This is a genomic window from Paenibacillus sp. FSL M7-0896, from assembly GCF_037975415.1.
Classification (GTDB): domain Bacteria; phylum Bacillota; class Bacilli; order Paenibacillales; family Paenibacillaceae; genus Paenibacillus_AQ; species Paenibacillus_AQ silagei.
In genome coordinates, this window is sequence record NZ_CP150250.1 from 3,181,277 (window position 1) to 3,198,592 (window position 17,316).

General features: G+C 53.5%; 14 protein-coding genes and 1 pseudogene. 10 read left to right on the forward strand and 5 right to left on the reverse strand.

Annotation, left to right across the window (positions count from 1 at the left end):
- The 6 genes from MKY12_RS13515 to MKY12_RS13540 all read left to right on the forward strand — a co-directional run bounded on the left by MKY12_RS13515 (position 1) and on the right by MKY12_RS13540 (position 6,107).
- Positions 1-1,089, forward strand: a complete 1,089-nt coding sequence (locus tag MKY12_RS13515) for a GerAB/ArcD/ProY family transporter (protein ID WP_339314077.1) — start codon at positions 1-3, stop codon at positions 1,087-1,089.
- Between the two features lie 101 nt (positions 1,090-1,190).
- Entirely contained in the window at positions 1,191-2,168 is a 978-nt protein-coding gene (locus MKY12_RS13520) for an AAA family ATPase (RefSeq protein ID WP_339314078.1), read from the forward strand.
- Between the two features lie 3 nt (positions 2,169-2,171).
- Entirely contained in the window at positions 2,172-3,260 is a 1,089-nt protein-coding gene (locus tag MKY12_RS13525; RefSeq protein ID WP_036728723.1) for a DUF58 domain-containing protein, read from the forward strand.
- Positions 3,257-4,588, forward strand: coding sequence for a hypothetical protein (locus tag MKY12_RS13530; protein ID WP_339314079.1), 1,332 nt, complete (start codon positions 3,257-3,259; stop codon positions 4,586-4,588). Before MKY12_RS13525 ends, MKY12_RS13530 begins: the two co-directional genes overlap by 4 nt.
- Before the next feature lie 10 nt (positions 4,589-4,598).
- Positions 4,599-5,039 (forward strand): MerR family transcriptional regulator, encoded by a 441-nt coding sequence (locus MKY12_RS13535; RefSeq protein WP_339314080.1) that lies wholly within the window; start codon positions 4,599-4,601, stop codon positions 5,037-5,039.
- A gap of 102 nt (positions 5,040-5,141) precedes the next feature.
- Positions 5,142-6,107 carry an alpha/beta hydrolase gene (locus MKY12_RS13540; protein WP_339314081.1) on the forward strand — a complete coding sequence of 322 codons (966 nt, stop codon included), beginning with the start codon at positions 5,142-5,144 and terminating at the stop codon, positions 6,105-6,107.
- 46 nt (positions 6,108-6,153) lie between these two features.
- Here MKY12_RS13540 and MKY12_RS13545 read toward each other — a convergent pair whose 3' ends face one another.
- From MKY12_RS13545 to MKY12_RS13565, 5 genes are all read right to left on the reverse strand, one after another.
- Positions 6,154-6,480: an AzlD domain-containing protein gene (locus MKY12_RS13545; RefSeq protein WP_339314082.1), complete on the reverse strand. Its 327-nt coding sequence runs from the start codon at positions 6,478-6,480 to the stop codon at positions 6,154-6,156.
- A complete protein-coding gene (locus MKY12_RS13550; RefSeq protein WP_083684804.1) occupies positions 6,471-7,235 on the reverse strand; it encodes an AzlC family ABC transporter permease in 765 nt (254 codons plus the stop codon). Before MKY12_RS13550 ends, MKY12_RS13545 begins: the two co-directional genes overlap by 10 nt.
- A gap of 314 nt (positions 7,236-7,549) precedes the next feature.
- Entirely contained in the window at positions 7,550-8,413 is an 864-nt protein-coding gene (locus tag MKY12_RS13555; RefSeq protein WP_339311273.1) for an IS3 family transposase, read from the reverse strand.
- Positions 8,414-8,424: 11 nt separating this feature from the next.
- Positions 8,425-8,742, reverse strand: coding sequence for a transposase (locus tag MKY12_RS13560; RefSeq protein ID WP_036725045.1), 318 nt, complete (start codon positions 8,740-8,742; stop codon positions 8,425-8,427).
- A gap of 358 nt (positions 8,743-9,100) precedes the next feature.
- Positions 9,101-11,164, reverse strand: a complete 2,064-nt coding sequence (locus tag MKY12_RS13565) for a beta-galactosidase (protein ID WP_339314083.1) — start codon at positions 11,162-11,164, stop codon at positions 9,101-9,103.
- 144 nt (positions 11,165-11,308) lie between these two features.
- Between MKY12_RS13565 and MKY12_RS13570 the strand changes: the two genes are divergently transcribed.
- The 4 genes and pseudogenes from MKY12_RS13570 to MKY12_RS13585 all read left to right on the forward strand — a co-directional run bounded on the left by MKY12_RS13570 (position 11,309) and on the right by MKY12_RS13585 (position 17,311).
- Entirely contained in the window at positions 11,309-12,142 is an 834-nt protein-coding gene (locus MKY12_RS13570; protein ID WP_036728714.1) for an AraC family transcriptional regulator, read from the forward strand.
- A gap of 184 nt (positions 12,143-12,326) precedes the next feature.
- Positions 12,327-14,936 (forward strand): hypothetical protein, encoded by a 2,610-nt coding sequence (locus MKY12_RS13575; RefSeq protein ID WP_339314084.1) that lies wholly within the window; start codon positions 12,327-12,329, stop codon positions 14,934-14,936.
- A 54-nt stretch (positions 14,937-14,990) separates the two neighbouring features.
- Positions 14,991-15,653, forward strand: a pseudogene (locus MKY12_RS13580) (ABC transporter ATP-binding protein); the annotation flags it as partial.
- A 266-nt stretch (positions 15,654-15,919) separates the two neighbouring features.
- A complete protein-coding gene (locus tag MKY12_RS13585) occupies positions 15,920-17,311 on the forward strand; it encodes an ABC transporter permease (RefSeq protein WP_339314085.1) in 1,392 nt (463 codons plus the stop codon).
- Positions 17,312-17,316 lie beyond the last annotated feature (5 nt).

Consider the following 17,316-nt stretch of genomic DNA (forward strand, 5'->3'; position numbering starts at 1 on the left):
ATGCAGACATCGAAATGGCAAATCACCAGGTTCTCAATCGTATATCTGGGCTCCCAGAGTACCATGTTTCTAGTTCCCGGCCTCATTGAATCCTCCGGCTATCAAGGGTGGATCGGGATTGTGGCCGGCTGTGCCCTGGCGCTGATTCCGCTGTTCTTCACCGTTCAGCTCGGGAAGCTGAAGCCCGGGACGGGCTGGGTGGATTTCGGAGCAGAGATTACGGGGAAGTGGATGCACCGGGTTATAGTCCTTCTGCTGCTATGCTGGTGTGTTTACTATGCTTCGTATGATATCGAGAATTTTGTTCTGTTCTTCGGATCTAACTATCTGCGCGGAACACCGCCGCTGCTGATTCAGCTCCTTATAGGACTGGTCATTATGTACACGGCTCATCTCGGAGTCACCTCTATAGTGTATATGTCTGACGGCATATCGATTATTTTCGTAGGTTCGACGATGCTGAGCATCTATCTGTTCATCCAGCATGCCAATTACGCCATTCTCCCGGCGTTTCTCCATTACCATGATCCGTTCATCGCCTTCAAGGACTCGTTAACCGTCATGTCCTGGCTGGGGGAATGGGTGGTGTTCCTGTTTGTTGCCCCGGAGCTCAAAATCAGCAAGAGCACCATGAAAAAGCTGGCTCTTGGGGGCATGTGCGTCATGCTGACGATTCTGCTGGGCTGGGTGATGACCTTGCTGAATTTCGGAGCCTATCTGGGCAAAGAGCTGACGTTCCCCTATCTGCAGCTCGTCCGCAGCTCGTCCAACAACGAGCTTCTGGGCAATTCCGATCCCCTGCTGATTGGAATCTGGTCCGCCTCTATGTTCATTCACAGTTCATTTCTGATCTATGTAGCGAGTAAATGTGCTGCATATCTTACCGGGCAGAGAGCGAAGAAGCTGCTGATTCCCGGCCTGACAGTTTGCTCTGTAACGATTGCCTATCTCTATTCCAGAAATCTGGCCCGGTATGATCATGACTATTACTCCTTCAATATGGCTCTTGTGTGGCTGATTGTAGAGTTTATTCCGATGTACTATTTCTTTGCGTTAATGCTCCGGAAGAAGCGGCAGCCGCAGGCATAAGCCAGGGCTGCAATTTCCGCTATTATATAATGTAGGCGCTTTCTGGTATGATTAGTTTATATGTACATACCTTTTTATGGAATAGGATGGTGTTATTATTCATGAATCTTCAAGAAGCAACCGCTCTAATTGAATCGATCCGAAGCAATCTGGCAAAAGTTATCGTGGGCAAAGAGAGCGGTGTGAACCTGCTGCTGACCGCTTTGCTGGCCAATGGTCATGTGCTGCTGGAGGATGTGCCGGGTACCGGAAAGACCCTGCTCGCCAAAACATTGGCCCGCTCCCTGGACTGCACGTTCAAGCGGATTCAGTTCACGCCCGACCTGCTGCCGTCTGACTTAAGCGGCATCAATTACTATAACCAGAAGAGCGGCGAATTTCAATTCCGTCCCGGTCCGGTATTTGCCAGCATTCTGCTTGCGGATGAGATCAACCGGGCCACGCCGCGCACCCAGTCCAGCCTGCTGGAGTGTATGGAGGAGCGGCAGATTACAATTGACGGCGTGACGCATGAGCTGGAGCGGCCGTTCCTGGTCATTGCTACCCAGAATCCGGTGGACAGCCAGGGGACCTTTCCGCTGCCGGAAGCGCAGCTGGACCGGTTCCTCATGCGGATTACCAGCGGATATCCTACATTTGATGAAGGGGTACATATCCTCCAGCGGTTCCGCCAGAATAACCCGCTGGAAGATACCGCTGCGGTGGCCACGGCCCGGCAGATTCAGGACGTTCAACGTCTGGCTGCGGAGGTTACTGTCAGTGACGAGCTGCTCGCTTATATGATGCGCGTGGTTGAGGCTACCCGTACCTCCCCGGCGGTCCGGCTGGGAGCAAGCCCCAGGGCAGCTTTCGCCTTGCTGCGCGCTTCGCAGGGATACGCACTGATCCAGGGCAGAAGCTACTGTATCCCGGATGATATCAAAGAGGTTGCGGTCCCTGTGCTGGCGCACCGGCTGATTCTTCAGCGCGGTCCCGGAGTCCGTGAAGGCCAGTCGGCAGAGGTAGTGCTTCAGGTGCTGCGTGAAATTGAGGTCCCGGCTGAACCTGCTGTCCTGTCCAGAGGCGGAAGGGTGGAGTGATCCATGTCGCTGCCGTGGTTCATTGCAAGCACGTTCATCCTGCTGGTCCTGATCTCGCTGGTCTATGACCGGCATGCGCTGAAGAAGGTCAGCTATACCCGTTACTTCTCTGCCAAAGCGGTGTACGCCGGTGAACAGGTAGAGATGGTTGAGGAGATCATGAACAAGAAGCTGCTGCCGCTGCCGTGGTTGCGGCTGGAATCCAGCATAGCTAAGGGGCTTGAATTCGGTAACCAGGAGAATCTGGGCATCAGCAGCGGAGAGATTTCCCAGAATCATGTCAGCCTGTTCTTCCTGAGGTCTTTTCGCCATATCAAACGGCGGCATAATATCACTTGCAGGGAGCGGGGGCTGTTCGTCCTGGAGACGGCAACCATGACTACCGGCGATCTGTTCGGACTGAGCCGCAGCGCTAAGACCTTCCCGCTTCATCTGGAGCTGCTGGTCTACCCCGGATTGCTGCGTTTCCATGACCTTCCGTTGCCGGTTCACAGCTGGCTTGGAGAGCTGCCGGTCAAGCGCTGGATTGTCGAAGATCCGTTCCTGACCGCCGGTACAAGAGAATACAGCGCCGGGGATTCTCTGGCGAGCATTAACTGGAAAGCGACAGCCCGTACGGGAAGTATGCAGGTGCATCAAAAGGATTACACCGCCGATTCCCGGCTGGTCATCTGCCTGAACGTGGAGACGAGTGAGTCCATGTGGAGAACGGTTACCGATGTGCAGCGTATAGAGCTGGGAATCCGCTATGCGGCGACTGTAGCCGAGTATGCGATCAGCCACGGGATTGAGGTCCGGCTGCTCAGCAATGGAAGATTGGAGGGGAGCGGGGCGAGAGATTCGGTGGACACCTGGTCCATTGTTCATACCGAGGAGTTCCTTGGCCTGCTGGCCAGACTGAATCTGGACCGGACCGTGCCGATGAGCAGGCTGATGGAGATTGAAGCGGACAAGGGGGAGGCAGATAAGGATTATCTGATCATTACCTGTCACCGGGGGGCAGAGCTTCAGCTGGCAGCCTCAGGCTTAAGCTTCCTCGGAAACGGTGTAGAGTGGCTGGATATTCCTTCTGAAGGGGGCGGTGAGCTATGACTTCCCGAATCCCGGATGCCTTCAAAGAAAATTACGCCATATGGATGGCAGCCTTCATCGAATGGCTGCTGCTGCTCCCGGTATGGCTGGTGCTCCAGACTTATTTCCAGCCGGAGGCCGAGGCGCTGCGCTGGATCTATCTGCTGCCGGTACTGGCCGCAGCTGGTGTGCTGCTGCGAGAGATATGCAACCGCCGCTGGAAGCAGCTGCTCGCGGCGCTAATTCTCGGAGCTATATCTGCGGCGTTAACCGGTACGCTGACACTTATAGGTCTTCCGCTGGCAGCCGGAGCGGCTGTGTCTGCCTTCCTTGGCATGACAGCGGCCACACGGGTGAACCGGCTGTGGCTGTATATCAGCGGGATCATGCTGTATTTTGTCGCTTCGATTGCCTTCTCGCGCATCCCCGGTCTCCAGCCGAGTGCGCCGGTGCTCACCTGGAGCGGCAGCTTGTGCCTGATCCTGGCACTGCTGGCTACGAACAGCACCCACCTGCGTTATAGCTCCTTGAACGGAGGTGCAGGAAATCTGCCTCAAGGACTGCGGCGGCATAACCGGGTATTCGTGATTGGCTTTATTATCCTGGCAGCACTGCTTGCTGCGGGGGGCGGACGGGCGGTTGGGATGCTGCTGTGGAATATGGTGCGGGCATTCTTCGCCTGGCTCAGCCGGTTATCCTCCGGTTCCGGGGAGGCACCGCCGGCAGAAGCACCGCCTGAGGCCATCCCTGCCATGCCGGCAGCGGAGCCGGGTGAACCGGGCTTGCTATCGATGATTCTAAATATAGGCTTCTATATTCTAGGAGCGGCAGCCATTCTTGCGGTACTGTATTTTATCCTGCGTTGGTTGTACAGAAATACAGGAGGCATCCTGCGCAGAGCGATAGACAGGCTGCTGTCCCTGCTGCGCAGAGAGACTCCTGCGGCTGCCGGGTATCAGGATGAGGAGACCAGCCTGTTCAACTGGGAGCAGACCGTCCAGGACTTCCGCCAATACGTTCGTTCCAAGCTGACACCTGCCAGCCGCCGGGACCGCTGGGAAGGGATGGACGGAAGCCGTGAGCGCATCCGCTGGCTCTACCGGCATTGGCTGCGGGCCAGACATGCGGAAGGGTATGAGGTGAAGCCCTACCTGACCCCGCAGGAGACAGCAGCTGATGTAGCCGCCTGGTCGCAAGGCCAGAAGCGTTCGAGCAAGCACTCTGGCGGAGATGCCTCTGTCAATGACCGTCTGCTGGGCCTATACCACAAGGCCCGCTATACCGAGGAGGAGCTGCCTGAACTTACTGCCGCTGAGGCGGCGGCGCTTAAGGAGCAGCTGAAGCTGTAGCTGAATCATTATGTTCAGCGAATACTGGAAAGGAGCGGCAGGCATGACCCCTTATCTGCGCGGTGAGCTGGCTAAAGAGGCTCAGATTAATATGGAGACGCTCAGGTTTTATGAGAAAAACGGGCTGATTCCGCTGCCGCAGCGTTCAGCAGGCGGGTATCGGCTGTATCCGGAGGAGACGCTCCTCCGGATTGCTTTTATCCGTAATGCCAAGAGCTGCGGATTCACGCTTAAGGAGATTAAGAAAGCACTTGATAAATCGGCAGACCGCAGCATTGGCATCAGTGATTTCGCCCAAGTCATTGAGCGGAAGATCGCCGCTGTCGATCTGGAGATTGCCCGGCGGAACGAGATACGCAGACAGCTTGAAGCACTGAAGTCCGGCCTTCTGGTTCAGGACAGGCACCCGGGCGTGCAGGATACTCTTAATATGTTGAACATGAATGATTGATCTGTTGCCACCTGTAATTCTGCCGGGATTGCCGCTTGACTCTGTACACTGCTACAGGGTTTATAGTATGGGCATCCCAGGATAACAGGAGGAATTACACGTATGTTGTATCCGAGCAGTACCCCAATTGAACAGTTGCAGGCCATTACAGCTTATCTGAAAAGCAATAATAGTTACTCCAGAAGATCGATTCAGGAGATCCGTGCGGCGGCTCTCGAAGCTTCCAGGCAATTACCCTTTCTTGAAGGCGTGAAGGTTGAACCGGTTGAGGTGGAGACCTTCAGCGGAGAGTGGGTCAGAGCGGAGGAGAAAAGTCTACAAGTTGAAGGACAATCGCAACCCGCGGAGAACAAGGTAATTCTTTATTATCACGGCGGAGGGTTTGTGTCTGGCAGCTGCGAGATCTATAGGGATCTTGCAGCCCGTCTATCTGAAGCAGCTGGGGGAATTGCCATTTTAACTGTGGAGTACCGGCTTGCACCGGAGTTCTGCTTCCCTGCAGCCAATGAGGATTGCCTTGCAGCGTACCACTGGCTACTGGAACGGGGCGTTCTTGCCGGGAATATTATAGTCTGCGGAGAGTCCGTCGGAGCCACGCTTGCGCTGATGACATTAATTACGCTGCGGGACCAGGGGGATAAGCTCCCTGCCGGTGCATGCCTGCTATCTCCCCATGCCGACCTTATTCATTTGGACGGGGAGTCTTATGACAGCCGTGCGGGAACGGACCCGACAGGAAGCCGGGAAGCGAATCAGAGAATGATTGAGGAATATATGGGGGACTATGGCGGTGCGTGGCCTGCAATATTATCACCATTAAGAATGGATCTCCGGGGCTTGCCGCCCCTGCTCATACAGGCGGGAGATCATGAGGTGCTGCTGAGTGATGCAGAACGCTTGGCTGAACAGGCAAAGGCGGCGGGCATCACAGTAGAACTTCAAATCTGGAAGAACATGTGGTGCGCCTTTCAGCTGATGGCTGCCATGCTTCCTGAAGCGCAGCAGGCCATCGGGAACATAGGCAGCTTCATTAAGAGAGTATTGCAGCTGGAGGGCAGGCAAGATTAGCACCCGTAGTCAGAAAGTGATCATACAGTGCATCCAGTGAACAGGGTCAGAACAGCAGCCGCAGCAGCATCAGCGTCACAATACCGGTCAATACGGTGGCCAGCAGGCTGCGGGTCTTGACGGCTACCCAGAAGGTAGGGAGGGCGGCGATTAGCTCCACATTGGTGGATAGGACTGCGAACCTGCCGCCGGTTACGAGCAGCTCTTGGGCAACCAACGCAGCCATGACAGCAATCGGCACATAGCTCAGCCAGCGCATGCCCCATTCCGGGATCGTGATCAGGCTTAGCAGCATCAGCGGAAGGACACGCGGAATGAAGGTGACGAGCGCGGCTCCGAGAATGATTATGGCAATTTCCAGTCTTATTTCCATTGTTCCATCACCACTCCAATCGTTGAGGCTACCAGCGCCGCAGCTATAACGCCCATGCTGGGTGACCACAGCACAGAGACGAGCACGGCAACAACAACAGCCGCTAAGCCGACAGTGATATCCAGTCTATACTTGCGCCGTCCCATAATGGTCAGGACCAGCAGCCCGATGAACATAGCCGGCAGGGCGAAATCCAGTCCCCACTTCTCGGGGCTGGATATCCATTGACCGAGAATAGCGCCGGCGATATTGGCCAGGAACCAGTTCAGATAAGCGGTAATATTCAGGCCGTGCATCCATCTCTCGCTGATCTGCTTCCTTGCGGCGCTCTTCTGAATGGCTACGCCGAAGGTCTCATCTGTAAGAAGTGAGCCGATCAGCAGGTTGCGCAGCGGAGTCAGATGCCGGAAGTATGGCGACAATGCTGCGCTTAACAGCAGATGCCGCAGGTTAACCAGCAGAATCGTAATGACAATACCGGAGGCGCTGCTCCCGGCGGCAATCATGCCAGCGGCAATAAACTGGGCCGAACCGGCGTACAGGATGATGGAGATCATGGCGATTTCGGCAAGGGTCAGCCCCGCTGTTTTCTCCACAACGCCTGCGGCGAACCCGATGCTGAGATAACCGAGCAGAGTGGGGAGGCAGTCCTTGACCCCTTGCCAGAACGTATCGCTGCTCTCCGGCACACTTGGGCTATCTGTAACCAGGCTGCCGCCGGAAAGCGGCTCCTGATGAATGGATTCTGGCTTCATGGGCATGCTCCTTCTGGTTCATGGAATAATGACTAGTATAGTGTCCGATTTAAACTAGTAGATGGGGCGCTATCATACCTGAATGAGTACAAGAGTGGAGCCAACCTACAGGTGTCATTCCCAGATGAAGACGAGAGTTGTCCATTAGGGACAGTTGGCCTGACGTAACGGACTGAGGTGCGCTTATTCTAGTATAAAGTCACCACTTGGGCAAGTAACGGACCTCATGAAGCTTATTCCTGGATTTTCTACTCTAAACCTCTCGTAGAGAGACGATAAGGGCTCCTCTGGACTTCTGTCAAGAAAGTAGACTGTTACGCAACGGATTTTTTAGTGAATTGCTTAGCAAAGCGGGCGGGGGAAAGATACCCCAGTGAGCTGTGCATTCGCTTGCGATTGTAATAGAACTCAATGTATTGGAAAATAGCATCATATGCCTGTTCCGGGTTTTTGAAGCGCGGATTACAGTAGATGAGCTCTTTCTTTAAAATACTGTGCCAAGACTCAATGCAGGCGTTATCGTAACAGTTTCCTTTACGGCTCATGCTGGATTTCATGTGGTATGTCTTTAGTTGGTCGACATATTCTTTTGAGGTATATTGAGACCCTCGGTCAGAGTGGTGCAGTAGGCCCTCGCCGGGTCGCTTCGCCGTGTAAGCCGCCTGCAGCGCGTCTAAGACCAGGCTCGTCTCCATATGGTTATACAGCCGCCACCCTACAATTTCTCGCGTGCATAGATCCATGACGCTAGCTAGGTATAAGCGACCTCCACGACAAGGGATATACGTGATGTCGGTGACCCATACGGTATTGGGCTTAAGCACCTTAAACTCTTGGTTCAGTGTGTTTGGTGCAATGGGATTATTATGCTTGGAATCGGTCGTCTGCACTCGGTATGGCTTAGATACAATAGAGCGGAGCTTCATTTCTCGCATGTACACACTCACTGTGCGTTCCGTGACCGTATAGCCTTCCTGATGCAGCAGGCGGGTGATCTTCGGACTTCCATACCGTTTTTGATGGTCGTCAAAATGGTACCGGATTCGCTCCATAACAGCAGCCTTGCGGAGGGCTTGCACACTGGCTTTGGCGTTCAGCCACTTGTAATATCCGCTCCTGGATACCTGTAGGGTACTGCACATCTTCTCCAAGCGAAATGCGGAGCGATGGTCCTTCATAAACTGGAATCTTAATTCCTTGGTTTGCTGAAGATGTGCACTGCTTTTTTTACGATTGCCAATTCTTCCTCTGTATCGGCAAGTCGACTGTCTTTCTCTTGGAGCTGACGGCGCATCTCTTGGAGCTCGGCTTCGAGTTCCCGTACCCGATCCATACTGGCTACCGGTTCATTCTTTAGCTCCCGGTATTGCCCCATCCACTGGTGCAGCGTACTTTTCGGAATGTCCAGCTCTTGCGCGATGTCCCCTATGCTCTTCGTCTGCTCTTGAATGAACTTTACCGTTTGCTTCTTATATTCTTCGTTATACCGTTGTCGTTTTTCTCCCATAGGGATGCACCTCCGTTGCCCTTATTATCCCTCCGTCCGTTAACTGTCGTCTACTTTCAATTCTAATCCAACTCAGTCCGTTAAACCGCAAAAAGTGGCGTTTGACTGGGGATAGGGTATCTCAGGTCCGTTAGGAACACACTCTTCTGGCCGGTGTATTTTCGTTTTACGGAACCTCCGGGATTCGACCCTATTCACAGAGTTACATCGGATACTCTACTATCGCCGATAATAAATACATTGTATTAATATCTAATAATTCATAGCGAATTGCAAGGGAATATTAGTTGTAACTGTAAAAAGGGTTCCGCCGTCCACAGAGCGATCTGCGGCAGCGGAACCCTTTTGGAGTTCGTGGTTATTTCAAGATGAGTACGCCGAACCCTTCCATCGTATAGCTCCCTGACAGGGTCTGGCCGCTTAAGAGGTCCGTCTTGGCTGTCTTAAGCACAATCTGTGCCGGTTCTTCGCTGTAGTTGAGCAGGAAGGCGACACCGGAAGAGGCGTCTTCCCCCGTAGCACGAATCTGCAACTCAACCTCTGGCGGCAGCTCCGCCCAATCGGCGGCTGGCGAGACCAGCCCCAGACTGCCAAGCATCTGCAGCACAGCAGGCTCATTGAACACGGCGCCGTAATACCATACTTCGCCTTTGCCCCTGGTGTTGCGGGTTACCGCCGGTTTGCCGGCATAGTAGTCGGTCGCATAGGTTGCCATGACCTCCACACTGTTCTCTTCCACATGCAGGATGTCATTGAAGGCATCTGCACCGGTCAGCGCCTCAGGATCATGGTTCCAGCGGATGGAGGTAGGCTTGCGCGTTCCTTTGACCAGCGTGAATTCTTCCACGGTTACCCCGCACATCTCCTGCGCCGCTCCGGGAAAAGGCCGCATGTAGCATTGTCCGGTAATATCCTTGTAGCCTGTGCGGCAGCCGAAGACCAGCTTCCCGCCTTGCTGTACATACTGGTCGAGCAGAGCCGCCGTATCATCGGTCATAATCGCCGGATGCGGGTGCACCAGCACTTCATAACGGGCAAGCTCTGCAAGGGTGGTATGGCTGCGCAGGTACAGAACGTCATTCGGAATATGCTTCCGCTGCAAAGCCTTGAACCATTCCTTGTTGCTCTGCCACATGAACGGGCCGTGCCAGACATCATATTCCCCGTCCCACTCATTGTCATAATCACGCACGATAGCAACGTTCGCCTGAGTCCGGCTGCCGATGAACTGCTGCCCGATGCTTGCCAGCTCGCGGCCGATCTGCTCCGCTTCCCTTACCCGCCGGTTAGGCTGGTTATGGTAATCGTTCAAGCCGTGCCAATAGATCTCATTGCCCATCGTGGCGGTCCGCCAGCGGAAATAGAGCAGCATGTCAGCGCCATGGGCGACGGACTGGTAGGTCCACAGCCGCATCTGTCCCGGCTTCGGTGAAGGCATGTCCAGCCGGTTGACCCAGCCCCCCGGACCGGATTGCTGCTCCATGACACAGAAGTTGCTGCTGACCGAACGTACGGCCGACAGGGACAGTCCCCAGCCGCGGTCAAGCATCGGGTTCACCTCTGCCGGATCGAAGCCGATGGTGGAGAACTGCGGATACGAGTCATAGCTGAAGAAATCCAGCAGCTCGTCATTCAGCTCATGGCTGTCCAGATGTCCGAACAGCCCGTTGGTGGTAACCCACTGATTAGGAGCCAATTCCCGGAGGATATCTGCCTGGATTTTGGCGAAATGGATGGTGTTATCAGAGATGAAGCGCTTCTCATCCAGAGCCTGGTGCGGATTCGGCTGATTCGGTGAAGGAGTAGGCCGGGTGAGGCAGACCTGTGACCAGCTCGTATAGGTCTGATTCCAGAACACCGTGCCCCAAGCCTGATTAAGCTTGTCCAAGGTGACATACTTCTCCTGCAGCCAGAGGCGGAAGGCCTGATGATCACTCTCCGAGTAGAATACATTGATCTCACAGTTCAGCTCGTTGTCAATCTGCCAGCCGACAACACCCGGATGATTGCCGTAATGTTCAGCAAGCTTCGTTACAATTCGGGCACAGAGCTCACGGTATTTGGGACTGCTGTAATTGTAATGGCGGCGCATGCCGTGCTGTAGCGTCACACCTTCATAAGTAACATTCAAGGCCTCAGGGTACTTCTCGGTAAGCCAGGCAGGCGGAGTGGCCGTAGGCGTTCCCAGAATGACCTTCAGCCCGTAGCTGTGTGCCATGTCGACCGCACGGTCAAACAGATCGTATTGAAACACGCCTTCTTCCGGTTCAAAAATGGACCAGGCGAACTCAGCCAGACGTACTATGGTGAATCCGGTTTCAACCATACGCCGGTAATCGTCAGCCCACATGGATTCAGGCCAGTGCTCAGGATAATAGCAGACGCCCAGTTCAAATCGTTCTGCTGCAACAGGTTTCTTCATCTTAACCTCCAAGTGTAAAAATATGCTTTCATTAAGCTACCAATCTATTGTATTATCAGCAGTGTATCCACTTATATAACATAATATTGCTATTATATCATTATATTGCGTGCTTGATTCAGCGCAGGGCAGGAGGAGATTTACATGAGAAAACACTGGGTTCTGCCGCAGCCTGCTTATGCCCACTATGTATGTTATCCGGAGATGCTGGGGCATTACAGCGACTTCCCGGAGCATGCAGAGCGCAGAAGTGAGGGGTTCCTGAACAGCTATAATCTCCACATGGTTTTCGGGGGAGAAGGGTATGTATTTCAGGGAGGGGAGCGGATATCCATGAGGCGGGGCAGCGGGTTTCTTTTTCCCAGAGGGGCTTATCAGCAGTACGGTTCTGATCCCGGAGCTGCCTGGGATGTGCGCTGGATGCACTTCGCCACGGCGATGCCTCTGCCTATGCTGGAGGAGGCGGATCAGTCACGCGGCTACTTCTTCACCTTCGATCCCGGCACCGGTTATGAAGCGCTCTTCGAGGAAATGTACCGGCTCAGTGCAGGCTATGAGACCCGGAGTGAACCGCGCCTCTCCACACTGCTCTATGAGATTCTGGTTACGCTGATGCAGAACACCGAGCCGCTCCACGGCTCCGTTCCGCTGGAGATCCGGCATTCCATCCGGCTTACCGCCGACAGGATCTATAGTGAGTGTGAGCGGCCCTGGACGCTGGAGTCTATGGCCAGACTTGCCGGTTATAGCAGCTACCACTTTCTCCGCCTGTTCCGCAGCATTATGGGCAAGACGCCGAACCGGTATTTGAGCGATTGCCGGATGGCCCGGGCCAAGCTGCTGCTGGCCTCCACCAAGTTGTCCGTTGCGCAAATTGCACTGCAAAGCGGCTTTCAACAATCCAGTTATTTCATCAAGGTGTTCAGACAGCTCGAAGGGATGCCGCCGAACCAATACAGACGTTCCTTCAACTCATAGAATCAAGCCATTTTAGGACCAAGTATTAAGAAAGTTTGTTACATTTAGGGCAGAATTCACGCCGCGATAGCCTTGGTTAGGTGACAAAAAGTTACAAATGGAAACAAAGGGTTACAAAGTGGATACAAATTCCACGCGCCAAGCAACTATACTATTGCTAGTAAATACATCTGGAGGGAAATAAATGAGAAAGTATAGAGTTACATATGCTGCATTGCTGGTGAGTTCACTCGTTGCCGGCCAGGTGGCTGGCAGCATCACTGCGCCTGCTGCACATGCAGCCCCGGCGGCGAAGGCCCCCGCAGTATCCGCTCCGGCGGCATTCAAGTTCAATTCCGTTCCCATGGGTGCCGGAGTGACCGCAGTACTAGAGAATATCAACATATGGAGCCAGTCCAGCGGAAACATCTTGTCATACACACTTAAATATACGAATTCCGGCAATTCAAGCGCAAGCCTAATGCATTATTTCTCACGCGTTGTCACTCCGGGAGGATCAGTACTTCCAGGTAATCCCTTAGGTGCGGATGCCCTGAAGAAGAAAGTCGGCGCCAAAGAAACCCTTAGCGTGACCTATTATGTAAATGTGGGACAAACCTCCTCTTTGCAGGGGATCAAAATCTCGATGCTGGTCTGGGATGCCAAGACAAAGGGGTATCTGAAGCAGACGGGATCTTTTGGAGTGCCCGCTAATTATTCAACTACGGCTGCAGTTGGAACAAGCCTAAGTACAGTCATGAACGACATTCCCGTCGCGGCCAGTGCAGACTCCCTCCAGCTCTATAAATACAGCGGCAAGGTCTATGCCAAAGTAGGGGTCAGTCTGACTAACAAGGGCAATAAAGTCCTCAGTGATCCGGGCTATTCGGCGTATCTGGTATCTGCGAGCGGCACCTCCTTCGAGCTGGCGCTGAGCGGTACACAGGCGGATTACAAGATTCAACCGCAGGAGAAACGGAGCATTTATTATATTACGGAAATCCCGGCCTATCTCAAAACAGATAATATGAAGCTGCAATTCACGCAGAGAGACGAGACCACGAAGCTGGAGCTGGCTAAATCTTCTTATAAGCTGCCCGCAGCAAGCTCGCCTAATCTGGTAGTGGGCAGCGGGGTAGTCAAAAAGATTGTAGTCAATAACAACACGGTAGACACGCTGCTCCGCAATGCCAATGTGTACGCACAGGATGCAGATGCGGTATGGACGTTCCAGATGCAGCTTAAGAATACCGGCAACAAGGCGGTAACCCTGCCAAGCTACGACCTGGCGGTCAAATCGGTGAAGGGCAAGGTTTTTCCGGTGAATTCCAAAGGTGTAAGCGGAGTCACCCTCAAGCCGCTAGAGACCAAAATTGTACCGCTTACGGTCCGCGTACCGCTTGAAGTGGATCAATCCGGATTGCAGCTGATGATGATCGAATCGGTAGGCGCCGAGAGCACAAGTGTACCTGATCCGGGCGGAACCGGCGAGACAACCGGAAATACCGGGAATACCGGAACGCCGTCCACTTCGCCTCCTGCAACACCGACTGCCAAAATGGTTTTCCCGGTAGCCTATTTCGTCATTCCTTATGCCCTGCGTACGGAGGTAACGACCGGCCAGGAGTATATGACCACGAATTCATACGGATCCTTCTCGTACAGTATTCAATCTCTGCAGCGTTATCCTTGGAGAGATGATGATATCGTAGCTGCCAGACTGAGAATCACCAATACCCAGAACGTGTCTCTTACGCTGCCTGAGCTGAAGGGAACCATTAAGCTGGATAAAGAGAATCTGCCCGTGACTACAGAGCTGTATATGGACAATAAGGATGCTTCTGTCCTTGCGCCAGGGAAGTCTGCGGATCTGTATGTACTCGGCAAAATTGCCTATACCTCAGAGTTTCAGAATATGCGGATTGCCCTGAACGGCACACAGAATTCAGAGACCGTTCCGTTCCTGGATGTCAGCGTCAACAACTCGATTAACAGTATTCCGACCATCGAGAAGGGCAAGAGCTACACCATTAGCGGCAAAGGCAAAACGGCCAGTGTACAGGAGAACCGGACAACGATCTATCAAGGGGAGAGCCACAATCTGGTATACACAGAGCTCTATCTTAGCAGTGAAGAGAAAAGACAGAGCAAAATGGCCCGCCTCCAGGCTTATTATAAGACCAAGGACGGCCAGTATTTCGAAGCGGGCACCAGCCAGTCGGAGAACAGCGCGTCTCCGGGTGCCAAGCAGCTCGTGGTCCTGTGGGCCAAGGTGCCTAAGGCTACAGACCTCGCGGATGTCTTACTCTACCTCGGTTCCGGTATCAAAGAGGGTAAGCTGATCGAGGCCAAGGAGGAAGCGACCGGATTCGTCAATGTGGCAGCGCTGCAGCTGAATCCGCAGGCTAACGTACCGAAGAATACGCTGGAATCAACGGCATTATATCCTTATACGATTTCTGTTCTGACCTCTGAAGGCAAGCGGGTGAAGTCATCGGATACCTTGGATATTACTATGAACTACAGCCTGAGGAAGGATAACCTCTACGATGCAGGTGTGCTGGAGCATAAGCTGATTCTGCAGATTACCGATCCGTTCGGCATCGCTACCGAGAAGGTTCTTACACTGGGCACAGACCTGATTGAAGGGACGAACAACCAGTATTCCTTCTCCCTCAGCAGACCCGTGTACAAGTCGATGGACGGTGGCGCTTATAAGTTAGCCTTCTATGATGAATTCCAGGGTGAACGTCTGATGCTGGGCAGCCAGGCCTTTGGAGTCACCAACGTGGTTCCGAACAAGACACAGGAATAATCTTCATTCGCTCAACTAAAACATTCTTATATTTTTATAAAAGGAGCAGCTTCCATGTTGCGTGTTGAAGATATTACGCATTCGTACAAAAGCGGTAATGAATGGACCTCCGTTCTTCATGAAATCAATTTTTCCGTCAAAAAAGGAGAGATGGTTGCCCTGCTGGGCAGTTCAGGTTCCGGGAAGTCAACGCTTCTCAACCTGATGGCCGGCTTGATGAAGCCCACGAAAGGTCATATCTACATTGCTGATCAGGACATTGTGAAAATGGGCGAGAATAAGCTGGCCGAGTTCCGCCGCAAGAATATCGGATTTATCTTTCAGGCCTATGAGCTAATTACCAGCCTGACGGTCCGCGAGAACGTGGAGCTGCCGCTGGTCTTCCAGTCAGTCTCTCCCAGGGCACGCAAGGCCAAGGCGCTGGCGCTGCTGGAGCAGGTGGGAATTCCCGACAAGGCAGATCTCTTCCCCTCGCAGCTCTCCGGAGGACAGCAGCAGCGGGTCAGTATCGCCCGGTCGCTGATCACAGAGCCGTCGGTCATCTTCGCCGATGAACCGACGGGGAATCTGGATTCCAAGACTGAAGAAGAAATTATCGGTATTCTGCTGAACCTGAACCGGACGATGAAGACGACTTTTATCGTCGTTACTCATGAATACAAGGTGGCTGAACAAATGCAGCGGATTTTCACGCTGAAAGACGGCTTCCTGGTCACTGAATCGCAGGCAAAACCGCAAGCAGATATAAAACTGCAAAAAGAACCGCAGCTTGAGACGCAGACAGAAGTACAGGTTGAAGAGCAAATCGCTGAGGAAGCTGAACCGCAGACCATGGTAGAGGTTGAAGAACAATTAGCTGCAGGAGCTGAACAGGAAGCTGTAGAGCCAGTACCGCAGACAGCAGGAGCGGATGAAGATCCGCCGGCTGAGGAACCTGAACACCAGACCGCTGAGGAAGCTGATCCTGCAGAGGGAGGGAAGCCGTGAAGATCAGAGACATTTCACGGATGGCCTGGGAACAGGTCAAACGGCGCAAGGTGGTTACTGGTCTATGTATGACCGGGATATCCATCGGCTGCGCAGCAATTATCGTGGCTTTGAGCGTAGGCCAGTCTGCACAGGTCTATGTGACTGAACAGGTTAATGCCAACTTCAAAATGGATGAGATTATGGTCTCACCGGGCGGAGGACTTCCAACGAACGGGAAGAGCGGAGGCGGAGGCGGCGGATCGGGTGAGGTAAATGAGAACCTCGACCCCGGCAAGCTGACCGATCAGAAGCTGAAGATCATCCAGGGGCTGAATCATGTGAAGGCGGCTTCGCCTTTTCATCAAGCAGGATATCTGCAGATGGTAACCATAGACAACAAGATCTCCGATGTTCAGGTGGTTGTCGCCGATTTACAGAAGCTGACGGCGTACGACCACAAGTTCAAGCAGGGAGGGGCGAATGGTCAGCTCGGATCCATTGTGCTCAATCACGGGGCTACACTGGGCCTGATTGACCTGGAGACCCGGCAGAAGCTGTTCGATCAGATGAGTGCGGATCCGTTCAATCAGGAGCTGTACCAGCAATATGACAAAATGGCCACTGTGCCTACTGAACTGTACCGCAAGCAGGTTCAGATTCAGGCGCAGGACTATAGCTCTACAACCCCGGTGTTCAAGCTTAGCTCGCCCCTGCAGATCTCCGGAATTCTGGCGCTTCCCAAGGGTATGGATGAACTGCGGTCATCCTATGAGAAGATTATGTATGTGTCTCCCGAGACCGCACAGCAGCTCTCCAAGGAGCTTGCGTTCGATAATTCCACCACCAGTGTGCTTACGCTCCCGCCGGAGGGCAGCTATAACTCGATTACAGTCAAGGTGGACGATGTGGCGAACATTAAGCCGGTGGAGCAGATGATTCAGAAGCTGTCCCTGAACGCTCAAGACAATCTGTTCCAGCAGGAGATGCTGAAGGAGCAATTTGATATGATCAAAATGGCGGCTCTCGGAATCGGGGTATTCATCCTGATCATCGCTTCCATCTCCATCATAGTGGCCATGACCATGTCCACCCACCAGCGGCGTCGCCAGATCGGGATTATGAAGGTCCTGGGGGCTAACATGGGGCAGATCCGTAACATGTTCATTACCGAAGCTGCGCTTCTGGGGCTGCTCGGGGGCATGCTGGGTGTTGCATTCTCCTATCTCATTGTGATGGGGCTCAACAAGCTGGTAGGCAGTGCAGGGGACGGGATGAATTTCTTCATTCCGGCGATGAATCTGCCGGTCGGAATCTCCTTTGCTATTATGACGGGTGTACTGTCGGGGATCTATCCGGCGATCAGTGCCTCCAGAACCGATGCATTAACCGCTATTAAACGAGACTAACCCTA

Coding starts and splice junctions, on each gene's coding strand:
- MKY12_RS13530 (WP_339314079.1), top strand. CDS start 3,257: ATGACTTCCCGAATCCCGGATGCCTTCAAAGAAAATTACGCCATATGG.
- MKY12_RS13570 (WP_036728714.1), top strand. CDS start 11,309: ATGAGAAAACACTGGGTTCTGCCGCAGCCTGCTTATGCCCACTATGTA.
- MKY12_RS13540 (WP_339314081.1), top strand. CDS start 5,142: ATGTTGTATCCGAGCAGTACCCCAATTGAACAGTTGCAGGCCATTACA.
- MKY12_RS13565 (WP_339314083.1), bottom strand. CDS start 11,164: ATGAAGAAACCTGTTGCAGCAGAACGATTTGAACTGGGCGTCTGCTAT.
- MKY12_RS13555 (WP_339311273.1), bottom strand. CDS start 8,413: ATGAAGGACCATCGCTCCGCATTTCGCTTGGAGAAGATGTGCAGTACC.
- MKY12_RS13520 (WP_339314078.1), top strand. CDS start 1,191: ATGAATCTTCAAGAAGCAACCGCTCTAATTGAATCGATCCGAAGCAAT.
- MKY12_RS13550 (WP_083684804.1), bottom strand. CDS start 7,235: ATGAAGCCAGAATCCATTCATCAGGAGCCGCTTTCCGGCGGCAGCCTG.
- MKY12_RS13545 (WP_339314082.1), bottom strand. CDS start 6,480: ATGGAAATAAGACTGGAAATTGCCATAATCATTCTCGGAGCCGCGCTC.
- MKY12_RS13535 (WP_339314080.1), top strand. CDS start 4,599: ATGTTCAGCGAATACTGGAAAGGAGCGGCAGGCATGACCCCTTATCTG.
- MKY12_RS13560 (WP_036725045.1), bottom strand. CDS start 8,742: ATGGGAGAAAAACGACAACGGTATAACGAAGAATATAAGAAGCAAACG.
- MKY12_RS13525 (WP_036728723.1), top strand. CDS start 2,172: ATGTCGCTGCCGTGGTTCATTGCAAGCACGTTCATCCTGCTGGTCCTG.
- MKY12_RS13575 (WP_339314084.1), top strand. CDS start 12,327: ATGAGAAAGTATAGAGTTACATATGCTGCATTGCTGGTGAGTTCACTC.
- MKY12_RS13515 (WP_339314077.1), top strand. CDS start 1: ATGCAGACATCGAAATGGCAAATCACCAGGTTCTCAATCGTATATCTG.